Annotated in this window: 22 protein-coding genes; 3 read left to right on the plus strand and 19 right to left on the minus strand. The window is 49.0% G+C overall.

The window, feature by feature from the left end:
- Position 1: 1 nt before the first annotated feature.
- On the minus strand, positions 2-1,249 hold the full coding sequence (gene hflX / locus BV910_RS08545; protein WP_078147034.1) for a GTPase HflX: 1,248 nt from the start codon (positions 1,247-1,249) through the stop codon (positions 2-4).
- 101 nt (positions 1,250-1,350) lie between these two features.
- Here hflX and BV910_RS08550 point away from each other — a divergent pair, with 101 nt between their 5' ends.
- Positions 1,351-2,355, plus strand: a complete 1,005-nt coding sequence (locus tag BV910_RS08550; RefSeq protein ID WP_078147035.1) for a tyrosine-type recombinase/integrase — start codon at positions 1,351-1,353, stop codon at positions 2,353-2,355.
- 84 nt (positions 2,356-2,439) lie between these two features.
- Here the strand turns inward: BV910_RS08550 and BV910_RS08555 are convergent, their stop codons facing one another.
- Positions 2,440-3,000, minus strand: a complete 561-nt coding sequence (locus BV910_RS08555) for a histidine phosphatase family protein (RefSeq protein ID WP_078147036.1) — start codon at positions 2,998-3,000, stop codon at positions 2,440-2,442.
- Between the two features lie 34 nt (positions 3,001-3,034).
- The gene (locus BV910_RS08560; RefSeq protein ID WP_078147037.1) at positions 3,035-3,628 is read right to left on the minus strand and encodes a GNAT family N-acetyltransferase; all 594 of its coding nucleotides are present in this window, start codon (positions 3,626-3,628) and stop codon (positions 3,035-3,037) included.
- Between the two features lie 232 nt (positions 3,629-3,860).
- On the opposite strand from BV910_RS08560, the gene BV910_RS08565 reads away from it, so the two are divergent.
- Both BV910_RS08565 and BV910_RS08570 read left to right on the plus strand, forming a co-directional pair.
- A complete protein-coding gene (locus tag BV910_RS08565; RefSeq protein WP_078147038.1) occupies positions 3,861-5,018 on the plus strand; it encodes an MFS transporter in 1,158 nt (385 codons plus the stop codon).
- Positions 5,019-5,159: 141 nt separating this feature from the next.
- A complete protein-coding gene (locus BV910_RS08570) occupies positions 5,160-5,708 on the plus strand; it encodes a DUF4256 domain-containing protein (RefSeq protein WP_078147039.1) in 549 nt (182 codons plus the stop codon).
- Between the two features lie 686 nt (positions 5,709-6,394).
- Here BV910_RS08570 and BV910_RS08585 read toward each other — a convergent pair.
- From BV910_RS08585 to BV910_RS08660, 16 genes are all read right to left on the minus strand, one after another.
- A complete protein-coding gene (locus tag BV910_RS08585; RefSeq protein ID WP_078147042.1) occupies positions 6,395-7,576 on the minus strand; it encodes a glycine C-acetyltransferase in 1,182 nt (393 codons plus the stop codon).
- Positions 7,577-7,589: 13 nt separating this feature from the next.
- On the minus strand, positions 7,590-8,666 hold the full coding sequence (gene tdh / locus BV910_RS08590; protein ID WP_078147043.1) for an L-threonine 3-dehydrogenase: 1,077 nt from the start codon (positions 8,664-8,666) through the stop codon (positions 7,590-7,592).
- Positions 8,667-8,832: 166 nt separating this feature from the next.
- Complete coding sequence (locus tag BV910_RS08595) at positions 8,833-9,093, minus strand: stage V sporulation protein S (RefSeq protein WP_078147044.1); 261 nt, start codon at positions 9,091-9,093, stop codon at positions 8,833-8,835.
- A 26-nt stretch (positions 9,094-9,119) separates the two neighbouring features.
- The gene (locus tag BV910_RS08600) at positions 9,120-9,914 is read right to left on the minus strand and encodes a TIGR00282 family metallophosphoesterase (protein WP_031423460.1); all 795 of its coding nucleotides are present in this window, start codon (positions 9,912-9,914) and stop codon (positions 9,120-9,122) included.
- 48 nt (positions 9,915-9,962) lie between these two features.
- Positions 9,963-11,525, minus strand: a complete 1,563-nt coding sequence (gene rny / locus BV910_RS08605; protein ID WP_035387855.1) for a ribonuclease Y — start codon at positions 11,523-11,525, stop codon at positions 9,963-9,965.
- A 187-nt stretch (positions 11,526-11,712) separates the two neighbouring features.
- Entirely contained in the window at positions 11,713-12,762 is a 1,050-nt protein-coding gene (recA, locus tag BV910_RS08610; protein ID WP_012726480.1) for a recombinase RecA, read from the minus strand.
- Between the two features lie 76 nt (positions 12,763-12,838).
- Positions 12,839-14,065 (minus strand): competence/damage-inducible protein A, encoded by a 1,227-nt coding sequence (locus BV910_RS08615; RefSeq protein WP_078147045.1) that lies wholly within the window; start codon positions 14,063-14,065, stop codon positions 12,839-12,841.
- A 62-nt stretch (positions 14,066-14,127) separates the two neighbouring features.
- A complete protein-coding gene (gene pgsA, locus BV910_RS08620) occupies positions 14,128-14,706 on the minus strand; it encodes a CDP-diacylglycerol--glycerol-3-phosphate 3-phosphatidyltransferase (RefSeq protein WP_074036832.1) in 579 nt (192 codons plus the stop codon).
- 32 nt (positions 14,707-14,738) lie between these two features.
- On the minus strand, positions 14,739-15,611 hold the full coding sequence (locus BV910_RS08625; RefSeq protein WP_078147046.1) for a helix-turn-helix domain-containing protein: 873 nt from the start codon (positions 15,609-15,611) through the stop codon (positions 14,739-14,741).
- Between the two features lie 27 nt (positions 15,612-15,638).
- Complete coding sequence (locus BV910_RS08630) at positions 15,639-16,415, minus strand: YmfK family protein (RefSeq protein WP_012726484.1); 777 nt, start codon at positions 16,413-16,415, stop codon at positions 15,639-15,641.
- A gap of 93 nt (positions 16,416-16,508) precedes the next feature.
- Entirely contained in the window at positions 16,509-17,204 is a 696-nt protein-coding gene (gene ymfI, locus BV910_RS08635) for an elongation factor P 5-aminopentanone reductase (RefSeq protein ID WP_078147047.1), read from the minus strand.
- Positions 17,201-18,460, minus strand: a complete 1,260-nt coding sequence (gene yfmH, locus BV910_RS08640; protein ID WP_078147048.1) for an EF-P 5-aminopentanol modification-associated protein YfmH — start codon at positions 18,458-18,460, stop codon at positions 17,201-17,203. Before yfmH ends, ymfI begins: the two co-directional genes overlap by 4 nt.
- Positions 18,457-19,695 (minus strand): EF-P 5-aminopentanol modification-associated protein YfmF, encoded by a 1,239-nt coding sequence (gene yfmF, locus BV910_RS08645; protein ID WP_078147049.1) that lies wholly within the window; start codon positions 19,693-19,695, stop codon positions 18,457-18,459. Before yfmF ends, yfmH begins: the two co-directional genes overlap by 4 nt.
- Positions 19,696-19,702: 7 nt before the next feature.
- Positions 19,703-20,254: a cob(I)yrinic acid a,c-diamide adenosyltransferase gene (locus tag BV910_RS08650; protein WP_078147050.1), complete on the minus strand. Its 552-nt coding sequence runs from the start codon at positions 20,252-20,254 to the stop codon at positions 19,703-19,705.
- A 49-nt stretch (positions 20,255-20,303) separates the two neighbouring features.
- Complete coding sequence (locus tag BV910_RS08655; RefSeq protein ID WP_143180242.1) at positions 20,304-22,013, minus strand: HAMP domain-containing sensor histidine kinase; 1,710 nt, start codon at positions 22,011-22,013, stop codon at positions 20,304-20,306.
- Positions 22,010-22,726 (minus strand): response regulator transcription factor, encoded by a 717-nt coding sequence (locus BV910_RS08660; RefSeq protein ID WP_012726490.1) that lies wholly within the window; start codon positions 22,724-22,726, stop codon positions 22,010-22,012. The genes BV910_RS08655 and BV910_RS08660 overlap by 4 nt, the downstream gene beginning before the upstream one ends.
- Between the last annotated feature and the right edge of the window lie 58 nt (positions 22,727-22,784).

Genomic DNA, 22,784 nt, shown 5'->3' on the forward strand with positions numbered 1-22,784 from the left:
CTTACACCTCAAATTGTTTTAGCGTCGCATATAGACGCGTGTCTTCTCTCATATAACCTACTAATTCGACAGAACCGTCATCTAAAAAGCTCTCTTCAAGACGATACATCGCCTCTTTGGCCGGGTGATAGTGTTCAAACGCCGTCACCGGGAGAATGACATGGACTTTTGTCAAAATGTCCGCAATCTTATCCTCGAGAGCACCTGTCAACGTCACGATATCTTCCGAGGCGATTGCCGAGATCAATAGCGGTCCGCCGACGAAGTCTTCCGTGAGACGGTCTTTCTTATTATATACCTCGAGCTGAGGCACCTCACTCGCACCGAGTTCCTCTAATACCGCATTCGTCGTATCGATTTGATTCAGATAATGTGGGTTCGATGCATCGATGACATGAAGGATCAAGTCGGCACCGACAACTTCTTCTAATGTCGAACGAAACGCGGCAACGAGTTTCGTCGGCAAATCACGGATGAATCCGACCGTATCTGTGATCAGTACCTTCCCACCTCGCGGAAGTTCGAGCTCGCGCGTCAACGGGTCGAGCGTCGCAAACAATTCATCCTGCTCGTACGTGTCGGCATCGGTCAATCGGTTAAAGATTGTCGACTTCCCAGCATTCGTATACCCGACGAGCGCGACTTGGAATACCCTGTTTTCTTTTCGGCGTTCTCGGTAACGTCCACGGTGTGCGACTGTCCCCTCGAGCTGTTTCGTGATTTCATCGATGCGGCGCTTGATGTGACGACGATCCGATTCAAGTTTAGTCTCACCAGGACCACGCGTCCCGATTCCACCACCGAGTCGCGAAAGCTGTGTGCCTTGACCGATGAGACGCGGCAGCAAATAGTTCATCTGCGCGAGTTCGACCTGTAATTTCCCTTCGCGCGATTGCGCACGGCTCGCAAAGATGTCCAAGATGAGCTGTGTGCGGTCAATCAACTTCATCTCATCTGGGTCGTTCAAGGCGATGCGAATGTTTTTCGACTGTGCCGGTGTCAATTCGGCGTTGAAAATCAATAAGTCCGGCTCGAACTGTTCGACGAGCATCGCGAGTTCCTCGATTTTCCCTTTCCCGATAAAGGTACGACGGTCGATTTGTTGACGCTTTTGGTCGAGTCTGGCAACGACTTCGCCTTGCGCCGTGTCCACGAGTTCGACGAGCTCGCCCATCGACTGTTCATATGTCCAATCATCGGTACTAGGCAACTGACAACCGACGATGACAACTTTTTCACGTTCAATCATGTAATCCCTCATTCCATAAAGTCTCACCTTCCATCTTACCACGAATCAGCGTATCGAGAACGTCCGTTTGTGGTAGGATAAAGGAAGAAGGAGGCTCGACCATGACGAAACGAAGAAAAGACTACCCGCTCCCGGAATTTATTGAAACGTACCTCTATCATCTCGGCGCCAGCGGTCGTCAACCCTCGACGCTTAAGCGATATCGCTACGACTTGATTGACGTGCATAAATACTTTCACGACCACAATGTCGAACTGAACGAACCGACGGACTGGTTAGACGTTCCGCTCGAATCGTGGAAGACATTCGTGAATGACTTCTTAATCGAAGAGAAGCACTATCAACAGGCGACCGTCGCAAGAATCGTCACGGTCATCAATAGCCTGACCCAATTTTTAAATCCGCTTCGTAAAAAGATGCTTGCCTATTCCCAACCGGCACATACGTTGACAGTCGACCAAGTCGCACTCCAATCTGAATTCGACCGACTCGTTCAAACGATTCGTTCGACGAGAGGACTGAGTGAGAATCAGCTCCAAGCTCATCCTTATCTCGTCAATCGGAACGAACTGATTGTGACGCTTTTCTATAAATATGGATTGCGTGTCCATCACATTATTCGTTTGCGAATGAGCGACTTGCATCTGGTCGATCACACCTTCGACGTGTACGATCGTCTCGGAAACCGTTTCACGTTGAAGCTGTCACAGGAAGATCAATCGTTGCTCATGAATTACCTGGCTGATATCCCGACCCCGGTACGACCACGTTGGTATTCAGAAGACCCGGTCTTCGTCTCATTCGATTTTGCCCGGATGACGTTCCGCTGGGTGTATGCGAAGAATCAACCGAAGCAATTGACGATCGTCATGATTACGAAAATGATGCGGCAGTTGAACGAACGAAGTGGACTCGCGCGCTCCGTCACGCCATCGATGCTTCGAAACGCCCATGTGTTGAAGACATATGCGGTCGATCTGACACCATCCGAGCGGATGAATATCACCTGTATGCATAAGGAATCTTCCCTCCGCCGGTATGAACAGGCGTATGAAGAGTTCGGAACTGAGTTATTTGAGTCAGACGAAAGACCCGCCCTCTCGTGAAGGGCGGGTCTTGGTCTGTACGATTTCAGGTTATCCAATGGTACGAAGACAACTTGATCCTTACCATCTATAGTCAATCGATTTCTAACCTTGAGGTTTATATAACTTCTCGACACTCATTAATGTGTTGTTCTCAAAAGTCGCCTTATAGATATCCGGCATGTCGAGTTCTTTCCAAAATTCATATCCATACTGTTCATCAAAGTAATTCAACATGAGAACCATAATATTTCCATGTGTGCCGAGCACCACTTTTTTCCCTTCGTATGTACTGAGCAGTGATATGAGAGCCTCTACCCCTCTAGATTGAGCCTGATCGTTCGACTCTCCCCCTTCCCATGCGAACGCAGGATTTTCCCAAACGGTCTCCATCGCGCTTGTAAAGTCTTTAGCCGGTTCTGAAGTCAAGGTTCGCTCTCTCAAATCATCCGACACTACAACGTCCTGTCCAAGATAATCCGCGATGCCTTTTACGGTTTGAACGGCTCGTTTATATGGACTCGAAGTCACGATATCGATCCCCTCATCGATTAGAAGGTTTGTAATTTCAGCAACATCATGCATTCCTTTCTCAGATAACGGTCTGGCGAATTCGTCTGGTGTATAGGTAGAATGTGCATGTCTGACAAAATATATGGTTGTCATTCAGTAGTCCCCTTTTAAAATGTCTCGTCGTTGTTTACATACGATGTCCAGCCTCATCAAAAGCTTTAGAATGATGGTTTAGCTGCAAAAATTCATGTTTCAACAACCCGTAGACGACATGATCGACGTAACGGTCATACAGCCACTCCGCATCTCGAATGACCCCTTCTTTCTTAAAGCCGAATCGTTCCGGAAGTGCCCGACTCTTCACATTCTCTGTCGCGACTCGGATCTCAATTTTATTTAGTTTCAAATCTTGAAACCCATACTCGATGATGGTCTCGAGCGCTTGACTCATGATGCCTTTCCCTTGAAATTCTTGTCCGAGCCAGTATCCGATTGTGCCACATTGGATACCACGATCGATTTCGTTAAATCCAATTGTTCCGGCCAGTGCTCCTTTATACATCAAAGCGAACGATTTTGGGTGCCCGCCCGTTTCAATCAACCCTTTGATTCGTCCCTCTATGTTCTGCTTCGAGTCTTCCACCGTCTCAATATAGTCGAGCCAGCCAAGCCACTCTCGCAAATAAGGCTTCGATGCAATCGTGAGCTTAAATAACTCGTCCGCATCGTCTGTGTTGAACATTCTCAGTGTGACATCATCATTTAGTTTATATTCAAGCATATAGCCCCATCCTTATCATTCATTATTTTTTCAATTCACTTTCGTAAAGTAACCCACGTAATTGCTTTTTATCCACTAACTTTCCTGATATGACAATTTCACCCATATAACAAGTTTACAGAATTAATCAAATTTTGTATAATTATTTTTATATCATTTTATGAAGAGGTGAAAATGTGTAAAAACGATTCGTCTAACCTACCAAATTGAATAGATTCGGAGGAGATTTGTGATGAAATCGTTTTACACACTGCTCGTTAGCCAATGGCTCGCAAACATTGGCGATGTCCTATACATCGTCGCGCTCATTGCCTTGCTGTATCAACAAACTGGGTCCGCTCTCATGGCGGCCAGTTTCCCGATTGCCGTGACTGCCGGTATGACGCTCAGCGGACTCTTTTTCGCCCGCATCCTCAGCCACTACTCGCTCGGGAAAACGCTCGTCCTGTCACAACTGATGAAGACGATCACCCTTGTTCTCGTTCTCTTCACGGATTCGATTCTTGTTCTCGGCCTCGTCATGTGGATTGCATTTCTCGATGGATTCGCACGTCCGATTCAAGCCTCATTCATCCCAAGTTTGGCGACGAATCGTCAACAAGCGAACAGCCTCGTTCAAGGTTCCAATCAGTTCATCCAACTCGCGATGTGGCCGCTCGGGACGATGCTCGTTTCTCTCACGTCGAGCGCCATTGCGTTAATCGTGTCACTCGTTCTCTTCAGCCTTTCGACGATTCTGACGATTTACTTCTATCAATCGCTTACGGAAGACATCGTTGATGACGAAACGGATGAATCGATTACCTTACGCGATAGTCTTACTTATGTAAGAACGTCACCATTCGCTCGTCGAGTGACTGGGTTTGTGACATATGAATCATTTGTCAGCACGCTTTGGATTTCAGCGTTGCTTCTCGTCTATCTCGAGCGACATCTGCAAGTCGATACAGGCTGGTGGGGAACGCTTAACGCATCATTTTTGATTAGTATGATCACGGCGAGTGCTTATCTTTATCGGTCTCGTCGAGCACCCTCGCTACCGTCGACTGCCGTTTTATCCATTGTTGCCGCTCTGTTGTTCGGCGTGACCGAGCATCTCGCGTTTGCGATTTTGGCGTTAGTGATTCAAGGCGCAGCCACACAAATCCGCATCATTCAGACGAACACCGTCATTCAAGAACAGATCCCGACTACACAACTTCCTTATGTGTACAGTGTGCAACAAACGGGATATGCCCTCGCATTCAGTGTGGGAAGCTTATTGTTCGGTCTTCTTGCGGATAGGCTACCGATCGATTCGGTTTACCTTCTCGGTGCATTTTTGACCCTTCCGTTAATCTGGATTGGGCGATTGACCGAACAGTCTATGTTGACCGTATCATCTGTATAAACAAGAGGCGCCTTCTCTAAGAGAGGGCGCCTTATTTAAATGATTTTCTAACTGGTAGATTCTCCATTCTCACAATTGAAAAGACAACCTGTAGCGATTCATATCGTATACTAAAAGAAATAAATGATCGGAGTGATTTCCATGTCGAAACTTTCACAGGAAGAAACCATCGAGTTACTAAATACCTTAGAGTCTCGCTTTACCGAAAACGTTGAACGTCATCCTGACGCCGTCTGGTCAGACGTATTGGAACGAATTCAGATTAATCAAGATAAGTTGACCACCCTCGCTTTGATGGAAGAGACTGGCGGAGAACCGGACGTGATTCGACTCCCTAACGGAGACCTCGCTTTTTGCGACTGTTCAGCCGAGAGTCCGAGCGGTCGACGAAGTCTCTGCTATGACGAACCAGCTCTTGAGGCACGTAAGAAGAACAAACCCGCCGGAAGCGCGGTCGCCCTATCTGAACAGATGGGCATAACCCTTCTCGATGAAGAAACATACCGACACTTACAAACGCTCGGTGCATTCGATTTGAAGACGTCAAGTTGGATTCAGACACCGGACACCATTCGTCAAAAAGGTGGCGCCCTGTTCTGCGACCGTCGCTATGATCACATCTTCGTCTACCACAATGGTGCAGATTCCTATTATGCCGCTCGAGGTTTTAGAGGAATGATCACGATTTAAGCAAGGCATTGCGCCTTGCTTCTTTTTTATTGCAATAACCAACTAAAGACTTTCGGAATATATATGATGAAAAATAAGCTGACAAGAATCACTGCGAAAAGCCTTAATATCCACGTATATTTACCCTTGAACTTCCTGAAGTAGAACAGCAACGCACCAAACGCAATCGCATTTGCTGTCAAATTCGGTTCTTCTATACCGTTCTCCATCCATTGTATGAAAAAACCTTCCATCCAGGAAAGGGTTCGAGAGCGAACGACTCGTTAAAACTCTGTGTAAGGTTGTATTTCAGCCTCACAAACCAGGCTCCTATATAGACAAAGATGAATAAGAGCGCGTAACACATCAGTACAACGTTCCACAATTTCCCTTTCCAACTCTCACTCCGAAAGTACAAGACGCCAATCAAAATCAGGACACTAAATATCACATTTATGATGAATGGTGGTGAAATCGTCAGAATCGAAAACGTCTCTCGATCTAATACTATTCCCACTTGAAAGATCCCTTGCTGAAACATAGCCTTTCCTCATTTCTGATATTTAATCTAAAACAAAATTACGGTAATTGAAATATTAAGAAATGCGCTATATTTCGATTTACCCCATCTGTGCTCTATCTGAATATACTCGATTTCATAGACCAATCCACTAAAAAACTGCAGACAGATTGTCTACAGTCCTCGTTTATGCGTGTAATGTCACATTTAACTCTTCCGCGACCGTCTTGAACGCTTCGAGTGCCCGTTCGAGGTCGTCTCGTGTATGCTCCGCTGTGACGATGGTCCGGATGCGTGCTTTCCCACGCTCGACCGTCGGGAAGGCGATACTCTGTGCGAATACGCCATGTTCCTTCAACTTGTCTGAGAATGAATGCGCAAGCGTCTCTTCGCCGAGCATGACCGGTGTGATCGGTGTCGTCGCATGTCCGATATCGAAACCGAGGTCACGTAGACCGTTCTTGAAGAACTCCGTGTTCGCCCATAGCTTGTCGAACAGCTCTTCTTCCTCTTTCATCACACGGATCGCTTCACGGTTCGCCGCCACGACTGCCGGTGGATGTGATGTCGAGAAGAGGAACGGGCGACCTTTGTGGATCAAGTAATCCCGAATATCTTGTGAACAGGCGACATAGCCACCTAAGACACCGATTGCTTTTGAGAGCGTCCCGACCTGTAGCGCGACGCGACCGTCCAATCCGAAGTGGTTGACCGTTCCACGTCCGTTCTTCCCGAGGACGCCGGATGCATGTGCATCATCGACCATGACCGCAGCGTCATACTTCTCGGCGAGTTCGACGATGGCCGGAAGCGGTGCGATGTTCCCGTCCATCGAGAACACACCGTCCGTCACGACAAGACGTGTGCGATAATCTTGTGTCTCTTTCAACGCCTTCTCCAAGTCTTCGAGGTCGACGTGTTTATAGATACGTCGAGCCGCTTTCGTGAGGCGAATCCCATCGATGATTGACGCATGGTTGAGGGCGTCACTGATGACGACATCCTCCGGTCCAAGCAGTGCAGACAATACTCCGAGGTTCGTCGCGAATCCTGATTGGAAGACGAGTGAGGCCTCCGTATGTTTGAACTCCGCGAGTTCACGCTCGAACGCTTCGTGCATCTCGAACGTCCCGGCAATCGTACGGACTGATCCCGTTCCTGCACCGTAATGTTCGACCGCTTCAATCGCCGCCTGCTTCAGACGCGGGTGATTCGCGAGTCCGAGATAGTTGTTTGATGACAACTGAACGAGTGACTTCCCATCGATTGTCACTTCATTCCCTTGTGCCGATTCGAGCGGGACGAGCTTACGGAACGTCCCTTGTTCTTTCATTTCATTGATTGCTTCTGTAATATGTTCAAATGCCATGTTGTTTCCCCCTTTAAGGTATTAAGACGACCTTTCCACATTTCCCTGCCCGCATGAGTTCGAACCCTTTTTCGAACTCTTCGAGCTTGAAGACGTGTGTGATGATCGGTTCGACGTCCAACTGACCCGTCGCAAGCATCGTCGAGACTTGACTCCACGTTTCATACATCTTGCGGCCCGTGATTCCTTGGACGCGGACCCCTTTAAAGACGACGTCCCGTGTGAGGTCGATGGCGACCGGACGAGCCGGAAGTGACAAGACGTTGACGTCCCCACCTGCCGTGACCATCTTAAACGCTTGATCGATGGCAATCGGGTGTCCGCTCATCTCACAGACGACATCGATTCCGTCTCCGTCGGTCTCACGCTCAATCAACTCGAGCGGATTCTCTTCTAAACTGTTGATGACGACATCTGCCCCCATCGCTTCGGCGAGTTTTAAACGATATGGATTGACGTCAATCGCATAGACACGACTCGCCCCTGCTGCTTTGGCGACACCGACCGCCATGAGTCCGATTGGGCCACAACCGACGATGGCGACCGATTTGGCTGACACGTCACTCGCCAACACCGTATGGACCGCATTTCCTAGAGGTTCTTGAATCGAGGCAAGTTTCGCTGGCATCGACTCCGGGTTCACCCATAGATTTTCTTCAGGCATGACGACATATTCTGCGAAACAGCCTTGTGTGTCCACACCGATGATTTTTGTGTTTTTACAGATGTGGTACTGCCCGCGTAAACATTGTTTACACTGATGACAGACGATATGTGTTTCAGCAGACACCGTCTGTCCGACTTTGATTCGCTTCGTCCCTTCCCCGAGCGCAACGACCTCCCCCGAAAACTCATGACCGAACACGTACGGTGGTTTGACGCGGCTTTGCGACCATTCATCCCATTCATAGATGTGGACATCGGTCCCGCAAATCGATGTCGCTTTGACTTGGATGAGTACTTCTCCAGGTCCTGGCGTCGGAACTGGTACGTCGACCAGTTTTGCCCCAAACCCGGCCGTGTGTTTTTGAATCGCTTTCATTACTGGTGTCGTTGATTCCGTCTCTTTGGTTGACACAAGTTGTTCCATTGAAAACGTCCCCCTCTTGTTTCTCATGATCGAACGATACGTTCTTTATCATCTTGTCATAAAATGACGAAACTGAGAAGATAGAACGTCCGATTAACACAAAAAAAGAGGAGCCATCCGCGCCGATGGCTCCTCTTCACAAGAATAGGACCTATGTCCCGACCGCTCATCGTGGCTCAATGATGAGCTTGATGGCAGTACGTTCCTCTCCGTCAATCATAATATCGGTAAAGGCCGGAATGCAAATCAAATCGAGACCGCTAGGCGCGACGAAGCCTCGGGTAATCGCGACGGCTTTGATGGACTGATTCAGTGCACCTGCCCCGATCGCCTGTATCTCACACGTTCCTTTTTCACGTAGCACACCCGCTAAAGCACCCGCAACGGAGTTAGGGTTCGATTTTGCCGAAACTTTGAGTACGTCCATTCTTGTTTCCCCCTCGGGTAGGTTGTTCAATCAAACCAGACGGTCTGATCATCTAGGTGTATTCGTTCGATTTTTGTCGCTCGTTTCGTCTGATCATCGATTGTAATGAAAACTCCATTAAGTTGTTCCCGTCCCTCGGCAACTTCAAACCGAACTGGGAGTTGTGTCATAAATTTTTTTAAAACAACGGATGCATCCATGCCGAGTACCCCGTCAAGTGGACCGGTCATCCCGACGTCGGTGATGTACGCTGTTCCGTTCGGCAAGACACGTTCATCTGCCGTCTGTACGTGCGTATGCGTCCCGACTACGGCTTGAGCGCGACCGTCGAGATGATAGCCCATGGCGATCTTCTCGCTTGTCGCCTCAGCATGGACATCCACAAAGATCGCATCGACCTCATCCCGTACTTCCTCGACAAGACGGTCGACGGTACGGAACGGACAGTCAAGAGACGGCAAGAAGACATTTCCCATGACGTTGATCACGGCCAGTTTCTTCCCGTTTTGTTTCAATTTCATCATGCCGACACCAGGTGTCCCGTCCGGATAGTTGGCCGGACGGACGATGCGGTCGGCGTCGTCGATCCACTCAAAGATATCACGATTGTCCCACGTGTGGTTTCCCATCGTCACCCCATGAAAGCCGAGCTCTAAAAATTGTTGGTAAATCTTTTTCGTGAGACCACGACCGTTTGCCGCGTTCTCACCGTTGACGAGCATGAACGTCGGGTTGTATTTGTCTTTCAAGCGTCCGATTTGTTTCGTCAATATATCACGGCCTGGTTTCCCGACCACATCACCGATAAATAAAATTTTCATATAAAGTCCTCCCTCAAACAGAAAAAGCGGAGAAATTCTCCGCTTCGTTTACTTCGCATAATCGACGGAACGTGTTTCACGAATGACCGTCACTTTGATTTGTCCAGGATAATCGAGTTCATCCTCGATTCGCTTACAAATATCGCGTGCCATCTTACCGGCGACGACATCGTCAACGACATCAGGGCGAACGATAATTCGAACTTCACGTCCTGCTTGAATCGCATACGATTTCTCGACACCTTCGAACGACTCACAGATTGATTCGAGTCGCTCAAGACGACGGATGTAGCTTTCAAGCGTCTCTTGGCGAGCTCCAGGACGCGCTGCTGACAAGGCATCAGCCGCTGCCACAAGTACTGCAATCGTCGATGTCGCCTCGACGTCCCCGTGGTGGGAAGCGATCGAATTGATGACGACCGGATGTTCTTTGTATTTCGTCGCAAGTTCTACACCGATTTCAACGTGACTACCTTCGACTTCATGGTCGATCGCTTTCCCGATATCGTGTAAGAGTCCGGCCCGTTTGGCGAGTGTGACGTCTTCACCAAGTTCGGCTGCCATCATCCCGGCAAGGTGTGCCACCTCAACCGAGTGAGACAAGACGTTCTGACCATAACTTGTACGATAACGCATGCGACCGAGCGTCTTGACAAGGTCTGGATGGAGTCCGTGAATTCCGGCTTCAAACGTAGCTTCCTCCCCGTATTCACGAATGCGTTCATCCACTTCACGGCGAGACTTCTCTACCATTTCTTCAATTCGAGCCGGATGAATCCGACCGTCTTGAACGAGTTTTTCAAGCGTCATCTTCGCGATTTCACGACGAACCGGGTCGAACCCTGACAAGATGACGGCTTCTGGTGTGTCATCGATGATGAGGTCAATCCCAGTCAACGTTTCGAGCGTCCGGATGTTACGTCCTTCGCGCCCGATGATACGACCCTTCATCTCATCACTCGGTAAGTTGACAACGGATACCGTCGTCTCGGCGACATGTTCAGCTGCATATCGTTGCATCGTGAGAGATAAGAGGTGTTTCGCTTTTTTATCCGCTTCTTGTTTTGCTTTTTGCTCGATTTCTTTTTGAAGGAGAGCAGCATCGTGAAGCGCTTCCTGCTTCGCTTCGTCCATGATGATGGTACGTGCTTCATCTTTCGAGAGGGATGCCACGCGTACAAGTTCTCGGCGTGCCTCTTCGTATAACTCCTCCACTTTGCTTTCGAGCATTTCTGCTTCACGCTTGCGTTTTTCGAGTCCTCGTTCCTGTTCATCTAGCGAGTCCTCTTTCCGCTCGAGCATGTCTGCTTTGCGGTCAAGAAGCTCTTCTTTTTGAACGAGGCGATTCTCTTTCACTTTCTGTTCTTCGCGACGTTCACGCAATTCTTGTTCCGTCTCATTACGAAGTTGAATCATCTCTTCTTTTACTTCAAGCCGTGCTTCTTTTTGCATCGCTTCCGATTGTTGTTTTGCTTGCTCTACAATCTTAGTCGCTTCCGTCTCGGCACCTTGAATCTTCGCTTCGGCGATCGATTTACGCACAAAAAAACCTGCAACAAAAGCTATCGGCAAAAGGAGGATCAGAATAAGCCAGTATAGCCATTCCATCATGTTCACCTCCCTTTCGCAAGGTTATTTTATTTTTTAATAAGTGAGATACACGGGCAAGCCCGCGCATAACTTTATTGTACTTATTTAATAGGGAGAATGCAATGCACGGACAGGATAGAACTACCAATTGCCTAAAAAATTATACTAAAAAAATCTCACTCGAAAGAATTCGAGTGAGACGATGTGCTTATTCGTCATCGAGAAGTGAGAGGACTTCGTCGTCTTCGCCTTCGACCGTGACCGTTTTTTCTCCATTCAATCCGTAGTGATCTCGAATCTGTTGTTCGACCTCAGCTGCGATTGCTGGATTTTCTTTCATGTATTGCTTGGCGTTTTCACGGCCTTGACCAAGACGTTCTTCATTGAACGAGTACCAAGCTCCGCTCTTTTGAACGATGTCGAGGTCTGCACCGATATCGATGAGTTCCCCTTCACGCGAGATCCCCTCACCATACATAATATCAACTTCCGCTGTTTTGAACGGAGGTGCAATCTTGTTTTTTACAATCTTGATCTTCGTACGGTTCCCGACCATATCTTGACCTTGTTTGAGCGTCTCCGCACGACGAACTTCAAGACGTACAGAAGAGTAGAATTTCAAGGCACGGCCCCCTGGAGTCGTTTCCGGGTTACCGAACATGATCCCGATCTTCTCACGGATTTGGTTGATGAAGATGACAATCGTTTTCGACTTGTTCGTCGCACCAGACAACTTACGAAGTGCTTGAGACATCAAACGAGCTTGAAGACCGACGTGCGAGTCTCCCATTTCCCCTTCGATTTCGGCTTTCGGTACGAGTGCCGCAACCGAGTCGACGACGAGGATATCAACTGCTCCCGAGCGAACGAGCGCTTCAGCGATTTCGAGCGCTTGCTCCCCAGTATCCGGCTGTGAAAGGAGCAACTCATCGATGTTGACCCCAAGATTTTTAGCATACTTCGGATCGAGTGCGTGCTCGGCATCAACGAATGCTGCTTGACCGCCACGCTTTTGGACTTCTGCAATCGCATGAAGGGCAACCGTCGTCTTACCTGAAGATTCTGGTCCGTATACTTCGATGACACGACCGCGTGGATATCCACCCGCACCGAGCGCGACGTCGAGGGCGATTGACCCTGAAGGGATGACCGATACTTGTTGGTCTGTATTTTCACCAAGGCGCATGATTGAGCCTTTACCGAATTGTTTTTCAATCTGGCGCAATGCCATTTCTAACGCTTGTTTACGATCACTCATAGATAAATGAGCCTCCTTTAATTGATACTCTTATTATACGTGAACACTGTACGATACACAAGTTTTTTACGAACATTTATTCGCCTTTTTTGATTCGTTGAATGAGGGCCCATAATCCGTCCTTCGCGGCTCGCATGCGGATGATATTCCGTTCTTGATGGGGATACGTCCGCTCGATGACTTCTATTCCGTTTGGTGTCTTCACTCCGATATAGACCGTACCGATCGGACGACCCGAATTCGATGTCGGTCCTGCCTCTCCCGTGAAAGAGAGGGCGTAGTCGGCATGGGTGGTCTTTGACAATCCGTCCACCATCTCATAGGCAACTTCTTTTGAGACGACTGAGTGCTGTTCAATTGTATCAAGCGAGACCCCTAAATACCTATTTTTTAGCTCATCCGAATAGGTCACGACTCCACCTAGAAAGACGACTGAAGCGCCAGGTGTTGATGTAACCATCGATTGTACCTCACCGCCGGTCAACGACTCAACAACAGCGAATGTTCGATTCAATCTAGACAATGTTTGGACAAGGTGTGATGCAATCGTCTCATCGTCAGAGCCAAAGTAGTACGAACCGACCCGTTTCAGGATTTCAGTCTTCACTTCTTCAATCATCTGACGCGCGGTCACCTCGTCCGTCGCACGGGCACTGATCCGAAGTCTTGCCTCTCCCGTCTCGGCGTAGGGGGCAACGGTCGGATTCGAACCATCCAATAAGTCCTTCACGGCATCATCGAGAGCGGATTCTCCAATCTCATAAAACCGTAATGATTCTGAGACGAGCGTCGCTCCTGATAGTTTCTTAGGAAACGTCGCCTCGACCAATGCTTTCATCTCACGTGGCACACCCGGTAAAAGCAACCACGTCGTATCTCCGGCAATCCACATGCCCGGGGCAAGCCCGACCGGATTTGGTAATACGTCTGCTCCGCTGAGCACGTCGGCTTGGCGAGCGTCCCCATCGTTCATCAATCGATTTCGTGACACGAGGAAACGTTGAATCGTCTCATACGCTTCCTCATCTCGCACAATCGGACGTTCGAGTAAGTCGGAAAGGACCGCCTTTGTGACATCATCCGCCGTCGGACCGAGTCCACCCGTGACGATGACAAAGTCGGAACGACGACGGGCGATTTCAAACGTCTCTCGCATTCGTACCGCGTTATCCCCGACAACTTGATGATACAAGACCGGCACACCGTACTTCGACAGTTGTTCTGATATGTAACTCGCATTCGTATTAACGATTTCCCCTAAGAGCAACTCGCTTCCTACCGCAATGATTTCGGCTCGTTTCATCTCATTTCCTCCTCAACTTCAAAAAAAAGACGAGCTAGATCAACCAACTCGTCTCTGTCGACTTACATCGACTTCACAATAATCTTATAGTTTTGTGCGAAATATTCGGCACCTGAGTAAATTGTAAGTACGAGCGCCAACCACATCGCCCATTCGCCAAACGGGATCCCGACATAGCTAAAGATCGGGTTACCGAACAGTAAGAAGATGATGGCAAAGAGCTGCACCCACGTCTTCGCTTTTCCAGATTTCCCGGCCGCGACGACAATCCCTTCATCGGCAGCGACGAGACGTAAGCCTGTAACCGCAAATTCACGTGATAGAATCACGACGACGACCCACGCCGCGACGAGATCCATCTCAACGAGCAACACAAGGGCCGCCGTGACGAGCAGTTTATCTGCGAGCGGGTCCATAAATTTACCAAAGTTCGTGACTAAGTTATGCTTACGAGCCAAATGTCCGTCTAACCAGTCTGTAATGGCCGCAATCGTAAAAATCACACCAGCGATAAATTGGTGCATCGGGATATCAGCGCCTAAAAAAGCGATGTTTCCCCAATCAAAATCAACAGCGAGTAAGACGACGAATACGGGGATCAAGACCACGCGTAGCATCGTCAATCGGTTAGGTAGGTTCATATAGAACGCCTCCTCTTAGAAGGAGAGTCGACTTATTCGGCGTCGACTCTCTTTACAAAAATATTTTGTGTGACCGGAGACTCTTGAAGCTCGAGCTCACGACCGTTGACGACGATTTTCTCAACGCCTGCGATGAGTCCGATTCGAATACGCAATGTGTCCGTCTCGGCATCTTCAATGACAATCGGATTCTGTTTCGACTGGTTCGGATACTCCGGTGCGAGAAAGGCTCCTTCTAACGACGTATCACGAACACCCACGTAAGAGGCAGGTGACTCCTTCACATAAATCTCGGTCGACAGTTTCTCGTTCGTCGCGAGTTCATAAGTGATATCTGCCCCATTCGACTCCTTCACCGCAATCGGACCAGATTCCGCTGGCGGTTCTTCTTCGGTCGGCTCCTCTTCAGTCGGTTCCTCCTCGACCGGTTCATCAGCCGGGACATCCTCATTCTGGTCGACTGTGACACCAGAACTTGGCGGTTCGGCAGGACTTGCATCCTGACCACCGAAGTCGATGCTTCTCACTGCGAAATAAATCGCGGTGATGAGCAAGAAGACCGTGAGAACGAGGAGAACTTTCGGAACCCATCTCGAGACCCGACTTGTCGACTCGGAAGCCTTCGAATACGTTTTCTTCCGAGAGAGTTGAACAGACGGCTGTGCCTCGATGACCGGTAAATCTTTTGCATATGTCTCGTATAATTCATCCACATCAAGGCCGAGCGACTCCGCATACGTCTTAATGAACGCCCGTGCATAAAAAGAGCCAGGGAGATTTTTGTAATCACCTTCCTCGATTGCGATGATATAGCGCTTTTGAATCTTCGTCGTCTGCTGGATTTGGTCGAGCGTCAATCCGCTCTCCTCACGCTTTTGTTTCAAAAAAGTCCCTAGTTCTGTCACAGGGGTCCACACCTTCCATTCACATAATTATTCAAACCATTCTGACTCACGATGCGTTTCTTGTGGGATGATGATCGTCTCATCCGGATTGTTTCTCAATTCAATAATATAATCAAAGTCTTCATACACGCAATCGGTGTTTCGGACGTACAGGTCAGGGTGTTCGATGACTTTCACGGCCGGCAACCGCATGACTTCACGAATGAGCTGGCGATGTCGTTCATCCATCGTTCGGGTAGAGACGGCACCATCAATTATGTATACGTGATCGCCTTCCCTTTCCTCTTCAAATAATGAGGTCCGAACGGTCTGTTTCATCAGTGTCGAGGAAAGAAACAACCATCGTTTGTTCGCACACACACTAGCTGCTACGATGGACTCCGTCTTTCCGACGCGTGGATTTCCACGAACACCGATTAACAAATGGCGTTCTTCCTTCATCAGTTCCGCAACGAAATCGACGAGAATGCCCAAATCTTCACGGACGAAGCGAAACGTTTTTTTGTCATCACTATCATGGTCGATATAACGACCGTGACGGATTGCAATCCGGTCTCGTAACTTCGGACGACGCAACTTGATGACGGCAATGGCTTCCATCCGCTTTAAAATATGCTCGAGTCGATGCACATGATCGGCGGCTGGTGCTTTGAGCAACATCCCCCGTCGCTGCAGATCGACCCCATTGATGGTGACGATGGAGATTTGAAGCATCCCCATGAGAGACGCGATGTCTCCCAGGATACCGGGTCGATTCTGACACAATTCATATTCGAGATACCACTCTTCGAATTTATGTTCCATCCCCAACCATCCTTTCGAGCGAGTTCGCTACCTTGCCTATTTTAAATTATTTTAGAAGAATTGAAAAGAACAGGTTTATTTACATGAATTGGATCATTGCCAACCGCCGTCGATGCGTAACACCGTGCCCGTTATATACGAGGCGTCCGGTGAACACAAGAAACGGATCGTGTTGGCCACGTCCTTTGCCGCACCGAGACGTCCTAGTGGAATGTCATCGAGCACGGATTGTTTCGACTCTTCTACCGTATCATTCATTGGCGTATCAATCCACCCCGGTGTCACCGCATTGATTCGAACATTGAACGGGCCGGCTTCTCGAGCGAACGCTTTGACGAAGCCGAGCTGTGCCGCTTTGACGGTTGAATAAAACACCTCAGCCGCCGCACCGACCTCTCCCCATACACTCGAGACGATCACGATATCCAGATGATGATTGTAAGGCTTCCTTGCTACGACGGACTGGATGAGTCGGATCATCGCTCGAACATGTACATCATATAGCCGGTCGAGCTCGTCCATTGACTGGTCGACGACGAGACCATGGAGCGCATGTCCTGCCACGTATACCATTCGATCGACATCCGGCATATCCTGTACCCATGACTCAACAGCTTCACGGTCCGTTAGGTCACAAGGGCGCAGTGTTGCCGATAGATTTTCATCATCAATCAAATGACGAAGTCTTTCACGACCATCGTTCGCATGCAAAATTAGTTCATCTTCACGAAAAGCGAGCGAGACGGCACGTCCGATGGCACCGCTCGCTCCAACAATCAATGTCTTCATGGTTTTTTGACGACGCACACCGTTCGTTGTTCACGGCGGAACAAGCGCTCGTATGCTTCGTATAGTTCATCGAGCGTGATGGCATCAATCAAAGTCGGGATTTCAAACAAGTTCCCATCATTGAGCGCATAACGGGAGAACTGATTGGCGATGAACTCAGGTGAGTTCAATGCTTTCAAGAACTGTCCTTGCATCATGCGTTTCTTCCGGTCGAGCGTCTCTTGACTCAACTGAAGTGGACGTTCTAACGCCTCCGTCACACGGCTGACAAACGCGTCCACTTCCGACGTCTCCATCGACAAGGCGGCAAAAGCGAACGTCTCCTCTGACGTATAGTCAAACGAGAAGGCATCGTCAATCAATCCTTCAGCATAAAGTTCTGTATAAAGAGGTGCTGTCGTGTCGAAGAGCGCATGCATGAGTAGTTCTACTGTCAATTCTTGCTTCAGACCCGCTTCCCCAGCTTGCGGTATGTCCTTATACCCAATCATGACTTTCGGTACAGAGACGTCCATCTCGATGACCCGTTCTGACAGACGAACCGTGGTCGGCTCATCTACTGTCTCGCGAGCACTCAATCGTGGCGTTTCAAAAGATTTAGCTGCTTGATTATCTCGAATCAAGGCAAGCATCTCATCCGGTTCGATATTCCCGACGACGAACAATGCCATGTTGCTCGGATGATAGAACGCTTGATGACAGGTGTACAAGTCTTCCGCCGTGATCTTTGAAATCGATTCGATCGTACCTGCGATATCAATCTTGACGGGATGTGTCTCGTACATCGCCTCAATTAAACCAAAATACAAACGCCACCCCGGATTGTCTTGGTACATTTGAATTTCTTGACCAATGATTCCTTTCTCTTTCTCGACCGACTCTTTCGTGAAATAAGGGGTCTGGACGAAATCGAGCAGCGTCTGTACGTTTTCCGAGATCTTGGACGTGGCACCGAACAAATAAGCCGTCCGTGTGAAGGAAGTGAAAGCGTTCGCTGACGCTCCTTGACGACCGAATTGTTGGAAGACGTCACCATCTTCTTTCTCGAACATCTTATGTTCTAAGAAATGTGCGATACCATCGGGAACCTCGATCCAGTCTTCTAGTTTGAAGCGTCGATCAATCGATCCATATTTAGTCGTGAACGTCGCGAATGTTTTTTCATATCCAGTCTTTTTCAACAAGTAAACGGAGAGGCCATTGTCGAGAACGTGATGATGTAACGTCTCTCCGACGTTAGGAAAGTCTAATTTCATGCTTCTCCTCCTTTCAAGCAATAAACCGCTTCGAGTTCCATTTCTTTCGCAAGCGCGACGACATGATCTCGTGTCGTGTTTTCAATGATTGCCATCTCTTCGTCTAACGAGAACGGACGAACGTCTGCTCCACTCATCCAAGCAATCAATTGACGTGGACTGTCTCCAAGTTGTCGACGTTGATGGAACAACAACTCTTTCGTCTGTTGCAACGTCTCATCCTCAAACTCGCCCGCTTGTAAAGCGTTCAATTGCTCTTCGATGATCTGTTCGGTTTTTTGCTGGTTCGACGCATCGATGCCGGCATAGACGAACAACTTCCGACTGAGGGAACTATATTGTGAGGCGGCATAGTACGCCAGGCTCTCTTTTTCACGCACGTTCATGAACAGTTTCGAGTGAGGGAATCCACCGAACAGTCCATTCACGACTTGCATACGAATCGCCGCTTCCGTTCTTGGGTCGACATTGAGTGAATAAGCGAGATGGAGCTTGCTTTGTTTAATGTCTTGGTGTTCTTCCAAACGCTTGAACTCTCCTCGACTCGCTTCTGGTAACAGGCGTGGTCGACGTGTCCCAAGGGATTCCAATGGATTGAAAGCCTGTTCGACTTGCTCACGATTGACATCCCCGACAACATAGATGTCCACACGGTCATGTTGAATCATCGATTGATATGCCGCATACAATGATTTTGGTGTGACATGGTCGAGTTGCTCAAGCGTACCGAGTGACGGAATCGCAAGCTCTCCTCCGAGCATTTCTTGTAGACGCTGTTGGGCGAAACGCATTTTGTCATCATAGACCGATTCGATACGCTGACGTTGCAATCGACGTTCCTGCTCGACGATGAGTGGCTGAAACGCCCCATCGTATGCGTTCGGACGGAGGAGAACGTCTTCGAGTAACTCGATTGCCTGACTCAATACGTCTTCTCCGACAAGATGATCGTTGACGACTTCGAGTTGGAATTGGATGACGTGCTCCTTTCCGATCTTAGATGCACCAGCATATAAGTTTGTGTCATACAACTCCTCTAGCGGTGTGTGAAATAACTCAATGGACGGATACGTCGCCGTCGATTTCTCCATGATGAACGGGAGCAATGCCCGATCTGCGACCGTCTCCGCCGATAATGGAGCGGCGAATGACACGAGACAAGTCGTCGTTTTAAATTTCTTGGTCGGATAGACCGAGTAGTGCAATTGATGTTGGAACTGAACGATACCTTTCATCTGCCGATCACTCCTTTTTTCGTTTTGGTTGAAACACGGCAGCGCCGCGCGCATATTCTTGATCCGGCACCCCTGCCACGACGTTCGCGTAACGGGCAACCGTAAATAAATAATCACTCAAGCGGTTAAAGTAAGGCAATTGCCGGTCGGCGACTCCGAGAGCCGCTAAGTCACGCTCGACCCGTCGACAAACGGTACGAGCCACATGTAAGCTAGCTGCGGCAACGCTGCCGCCAGGAAGGATGAAGCGCACAAGTTCCGGACAGGACTCCTCCCACTCATCCATCCATCGTTCTAGTTCCGTCACGATCGACAAATCGACCATTTTTGGCGGTGCCTCAGCATACATCAGCTCCGATCCGAGGTCGAACAAGTCGTGCTGAATCTTCGTCAGCTGTATTCGGAGCGTCTCATCCTCTTGATGCGCGATGGCGAGTCCAATCTGACTATTCAACTCATCGAGATGACCCATCGCTTCAATCTGAGGATGGAATTTCTCGACACGACTACCGATTAATGATGTTTCACCCTTGTCGCCCGTTCGTGTATAACGTTTCATTCGACTCCCCCCTTAAAATGCCACAAATGGTGACTCAAGCGAGTCACCATTACGAGTTGTGTGGTTGTTCAAATGGTAAGTAAATCTCGAAGGTGGTTCCGACCCCGAGTGTACTCGATACGCTCACTTTTCCGTGATGGGCATCGACCACATTCTTCACGATCGCGAGTCCGATGCCTGTCCCTGTCTTCGAACCACTGGTCCGGGCTTTATCGGCTTTATAGAATCGCTCGAATACGAACGGCAAATCCTCTTTAGGAATTCCGTGACCTGTATCCGTCAACTGAATCCGTAGCCCGTCCGTCTCTTCTGTGGCCTCAATCCGAATTTCTCCAGAATCGGTATGCGCGATAGCATTGCCAATCAAGTTGGTGAACACTTGCTCGAGACGATCGCCATCCGCCTCGATGAGACGGTGCGGGGCGTCGGTCTGTAAACGAATCTCTTTTTCAGATGCCATCTGATTGAACTTTCGCATGACTCGGGGCAAGAAATCACCGATATCAAACGAAGTGAAATGCATCGTCTCTTTACCCGATTCGATGCGTGCCAAATCCAACAAATCATTGACGAGTCTTGCCAAGCGGAGCGATTCATCGTAGATGATAGAGGCGAACTCTTTCGTCGCCTCGTCACTCTCAGTGATGCCATCGATGATTGCCTCTGAATACCCTTGAAGCGTCACGAGCGGTGTCCGGAGTTCATGGCTAATGTTCGCCACAAAATCGGTCCGCATCTTATCGAGTCGATGACTTTCTGACGTATCCCGGATAACAACGACAGCACCCTCGAAATCGTCTTCTCCGACGAGTGGTGTGACTGTCAGTGTATAGTACCGCTCATCCTGTTTCACTTCGATCGTCTTTTCAGACGTCCCCTCCATCACTTCCTCATAAAGAGACAATACGACTTCATGTGGTTGCCCATCTTGAAGTAATGGACTCGCTTGCGGGTTCGTGACAATCACGTTTGCATGACGATCGAGTGTGATGACACCGTCTGCCATCGAACGAAGAATCGACGCAAGTTGCAGCCGTTCCCGGTCAAGGGCATTCACATATTTCGAAAGCTGACTGCTCATTGCGTTGAAAGAAGCAGCGAGTTCGCCAATCTCATCCCGTGTCTTCGTCTCCAAACGTAAATCAAATTGCCCCTCTCCCGTCTTATTGACTGCATCCCGCATCGCTCGGAGCGGTGCCGTGATTCGTGTCGACAAGAAGAAAGCGAAGACGGTCGTGACGATGATGGCCGAAGCGACGGTCCAAAGAATGATGGTCCGTGCTCCCGCGTTCGCACTCGAGATCGCATCGAGCGGTTCGAGCAGGTAGAGCGTATACTGTCCTGTCGATAAGGAGAAGGTCGTCCGATACGCTAGCGCGGCCTGGTCGTCAAAAGATGAGAAATTCCCGATGGCCGTCTCACCGACCGCCTGATAAGTTTCCCAATCCTGTCGTTCAAGTTCTACCATCAAGCCATCCACTTGATTTCCAAAATTCGATCGGGTCGTCCCGTTCTCTAAGATATAGTTAGCCCCGTACACTTCGATGATTTGATCAATCGTCTGGGACGTGTCACCTTCATTCAACAAAACCGATTGGACCTGTCCACCGAGCTTGGCAAGATGGCCTCGTTCCTGGTCGATATGAAAGGAATTAAAAAATTCAAGCATCAACACCGAGACGATGAATAAGATGACACTGACCAAAACGAGAATCGTCAGCCACAGTTTCGTGACGATGCTGTTTCGACGAATCATCATTCACTGGCAGCTTCGAACTTGTACCCGACACCCCATACGGTCGTGATCATATGCGCCGCGTCCGGTGAGACACGATTCAATTTCTCACGAAGACGTTTCACATGCGTATCGACGGTCCGAAGGTCTCCGAAAAATTCGTAGTTCCATACTTCTTTTAACAACTGCTCTCGTGAAAAGACTTTATCCACCTGTTTTGCGAGGAAGAACAATAACTCATATTCTTTTGGTGTGAGGGCGATTTCCTCGCCGTCCACCGTGACGCGGTGTGCATCATTATCGATTGTCAGATGTGGGAAGACGATCAAATCCTTCGACTTCTCACTCGTGTGCATGAACTTCGTCGAACCAGAGCGGCGAAGCAATGCTTTGACGCGGAGCACGACTTCACGCGGACTGAACGGCTTGACGATATAATCATCTGCCCCGACTTCGAACCCTTGGACACGGTCGATTTCTTCACCTTTCGCCGTGAGCATGATGACCGGAGTCGCTTTCGTCTTCCGGAGTTCTGTACATACTTCAACCCCATCCATCTTTGGCATCATCAAATCAAGCAAGATCACGTCGTATTCGTTTTCAAGGGCAAGCGCGAGCGCCTCTTCGCCATTGACCGCTTCTTCAATCACATACTGTTCACGTTCTAAGTACATTTTCAAAAGTCGGCGAATTCTCTCCTCGTCGTCGACTACTAAAATCTTCGTTTTCTCAGCCATACCTAAAACCCTCCTAAGACCCATTACGAGTTGTAGCGAATGTTGCACAATTGTGAAC

This window comes from Exiguobacterium sp. HVEsp1 (assembly GCF_002009685.1).
GTDB lineage: Bacteria > Bacillota > Bacilli > Exiguobacteriales > Exiguobacteriaceae > Exiguobacterium > Exiguobacterium profundum.

Coding starts and splice junctions, on each gene's coding strand:
- hflX (WP_078147034.1), bottom strand. CDS start 1,249: ATGATTGAACGTGAAAAAGTTGTCATCGTCGGTTGTCAGTTGCCTAGT.
- BV910_RS08550 (WP_078147035.1), top strand. CDS start 1,351: ATGACGAAACGAAGAAAAGACTACCCGCTCCCGGAATTTATTGAAACG.
- BV910_RS08555 (WP_078147036.1), bottom strand. CDS start 3,000: ATGACAACCATATATTTTGTCAGACATGCACATTCTACCTATACACCA.
- BV910_RS08560 (WP_078147037.1), bottom strand. CDS start 3,628: ATGCTTGAATATAAACTAAATGATGATGTCACACTGAGAATGTTCAAC.
- BV910_RS08565 (WP_078147038.1), top strand. CDS start 3,861: ATGAAATCGTTTTACACACTGCTCGTTAGCCAATGGCTCGCAAACATT.
- BV910_RS08570 (WP_078147039.1), top strand. CDS start 5,160: ATGTCGAAACTTTCACAGGAAGAAACCATCGAGTTACTAAATACCTTA.
- BV910_RS08585 (WP_078147042.1), bottom strand. CDS start 7,576: ATGGCATTTGAACATATTACAGAAGCAATCAATGAAATGAAAGAACAA.
- tdh (WP_078147043.1), bottom strand. CDS start 8,666: ATGGAACAACTTGTGTCAACCAAAGAGACGGAATCAACGACACCAGTA.
- BV910_RS08595 (WP_078147044.1), bottom strand. CDS start 9,093: ATGGACGTACTCAAAGTTTCGGCAAAATCGAACCCTAACTCCGTTGCG.
- BV910_RS08600 (WP_031423460.1), bottom strand. CDS start 9,914: ATGAAAATTTTATTTATCGGTGATGTGGTCGGGAAACCAGGCCGTGAT.
- rny (WP_035387855.1), bottom strand. CDS start 11,525: ATGATGGAATGGCTATACTGGCTTATTCTGATCCTCCTTTTGCCGATA.
- recA (WP_012726480.1), bottom strand. CDS start 12,762: ATGAGTGATCGTAAACAAGCGTTAGAAATGGCATTGCGCCAGATTGAA.
- BV910_RS08615 (WP_078147045.1), bottom strand. CDS start 14,065: ATGAAACGAGCCGAAATCATTGCGGTAGGAAGCGAGTTGCTCTTAGGG.
- pgsA (WP_074036832.1), bottom strand. CDS start 14,706: ATGAACCTACCTAACCGATTGACGATGCTACGCGTGGTCTTGATCCCC.
- BV910_RS08630 (WP_012726484.1), bottom strand. CDS start 16,415: ATGGAACATAAATTCGAAGAGTGGTATCTCGAATATGAATTGTGTCAG.
- ymfI (WP_078147047.1), bottom strand. CDS start 17,204: ATGAAGACATTGATTGTTGGAGCGAGCGGTGCCATCGGACGTGCCGTC.
- yfmH (WP_078147048.1), bottom strand. CDS start 18,460: ATGAAATTAGACTTTCCTAACGTCGGAGAGACGTTACATCATCACGTT.
- yfmF (WP_078147049.1), bottom strand. CDS start 19,695: ATGAAAGGTATCGTTCAGTTCCAACATCAATTGCACTACTCGGTCTAT.
- BV910_RS08650 (WP_078147050.1), bottom strand. CDS start 20,254: ATGAAACGTTATACACGAACGGGCGACAAGGGTGAAACATCATTAATC.
- BV910_RS08655 (WP_143180242.1), bottom strand. CDS start 22,013: ATGATGATTCGTCGAAACAGCATCGTCACGAAACTGTGGCTGACGATT.
- BV910_RS08660 (WP_012726490.1), bottom strand. CDS start 22,726: ATGGCTGAGAAAACGAAGATTTTAGTAGTCGACGACGAGGAGAGAATT.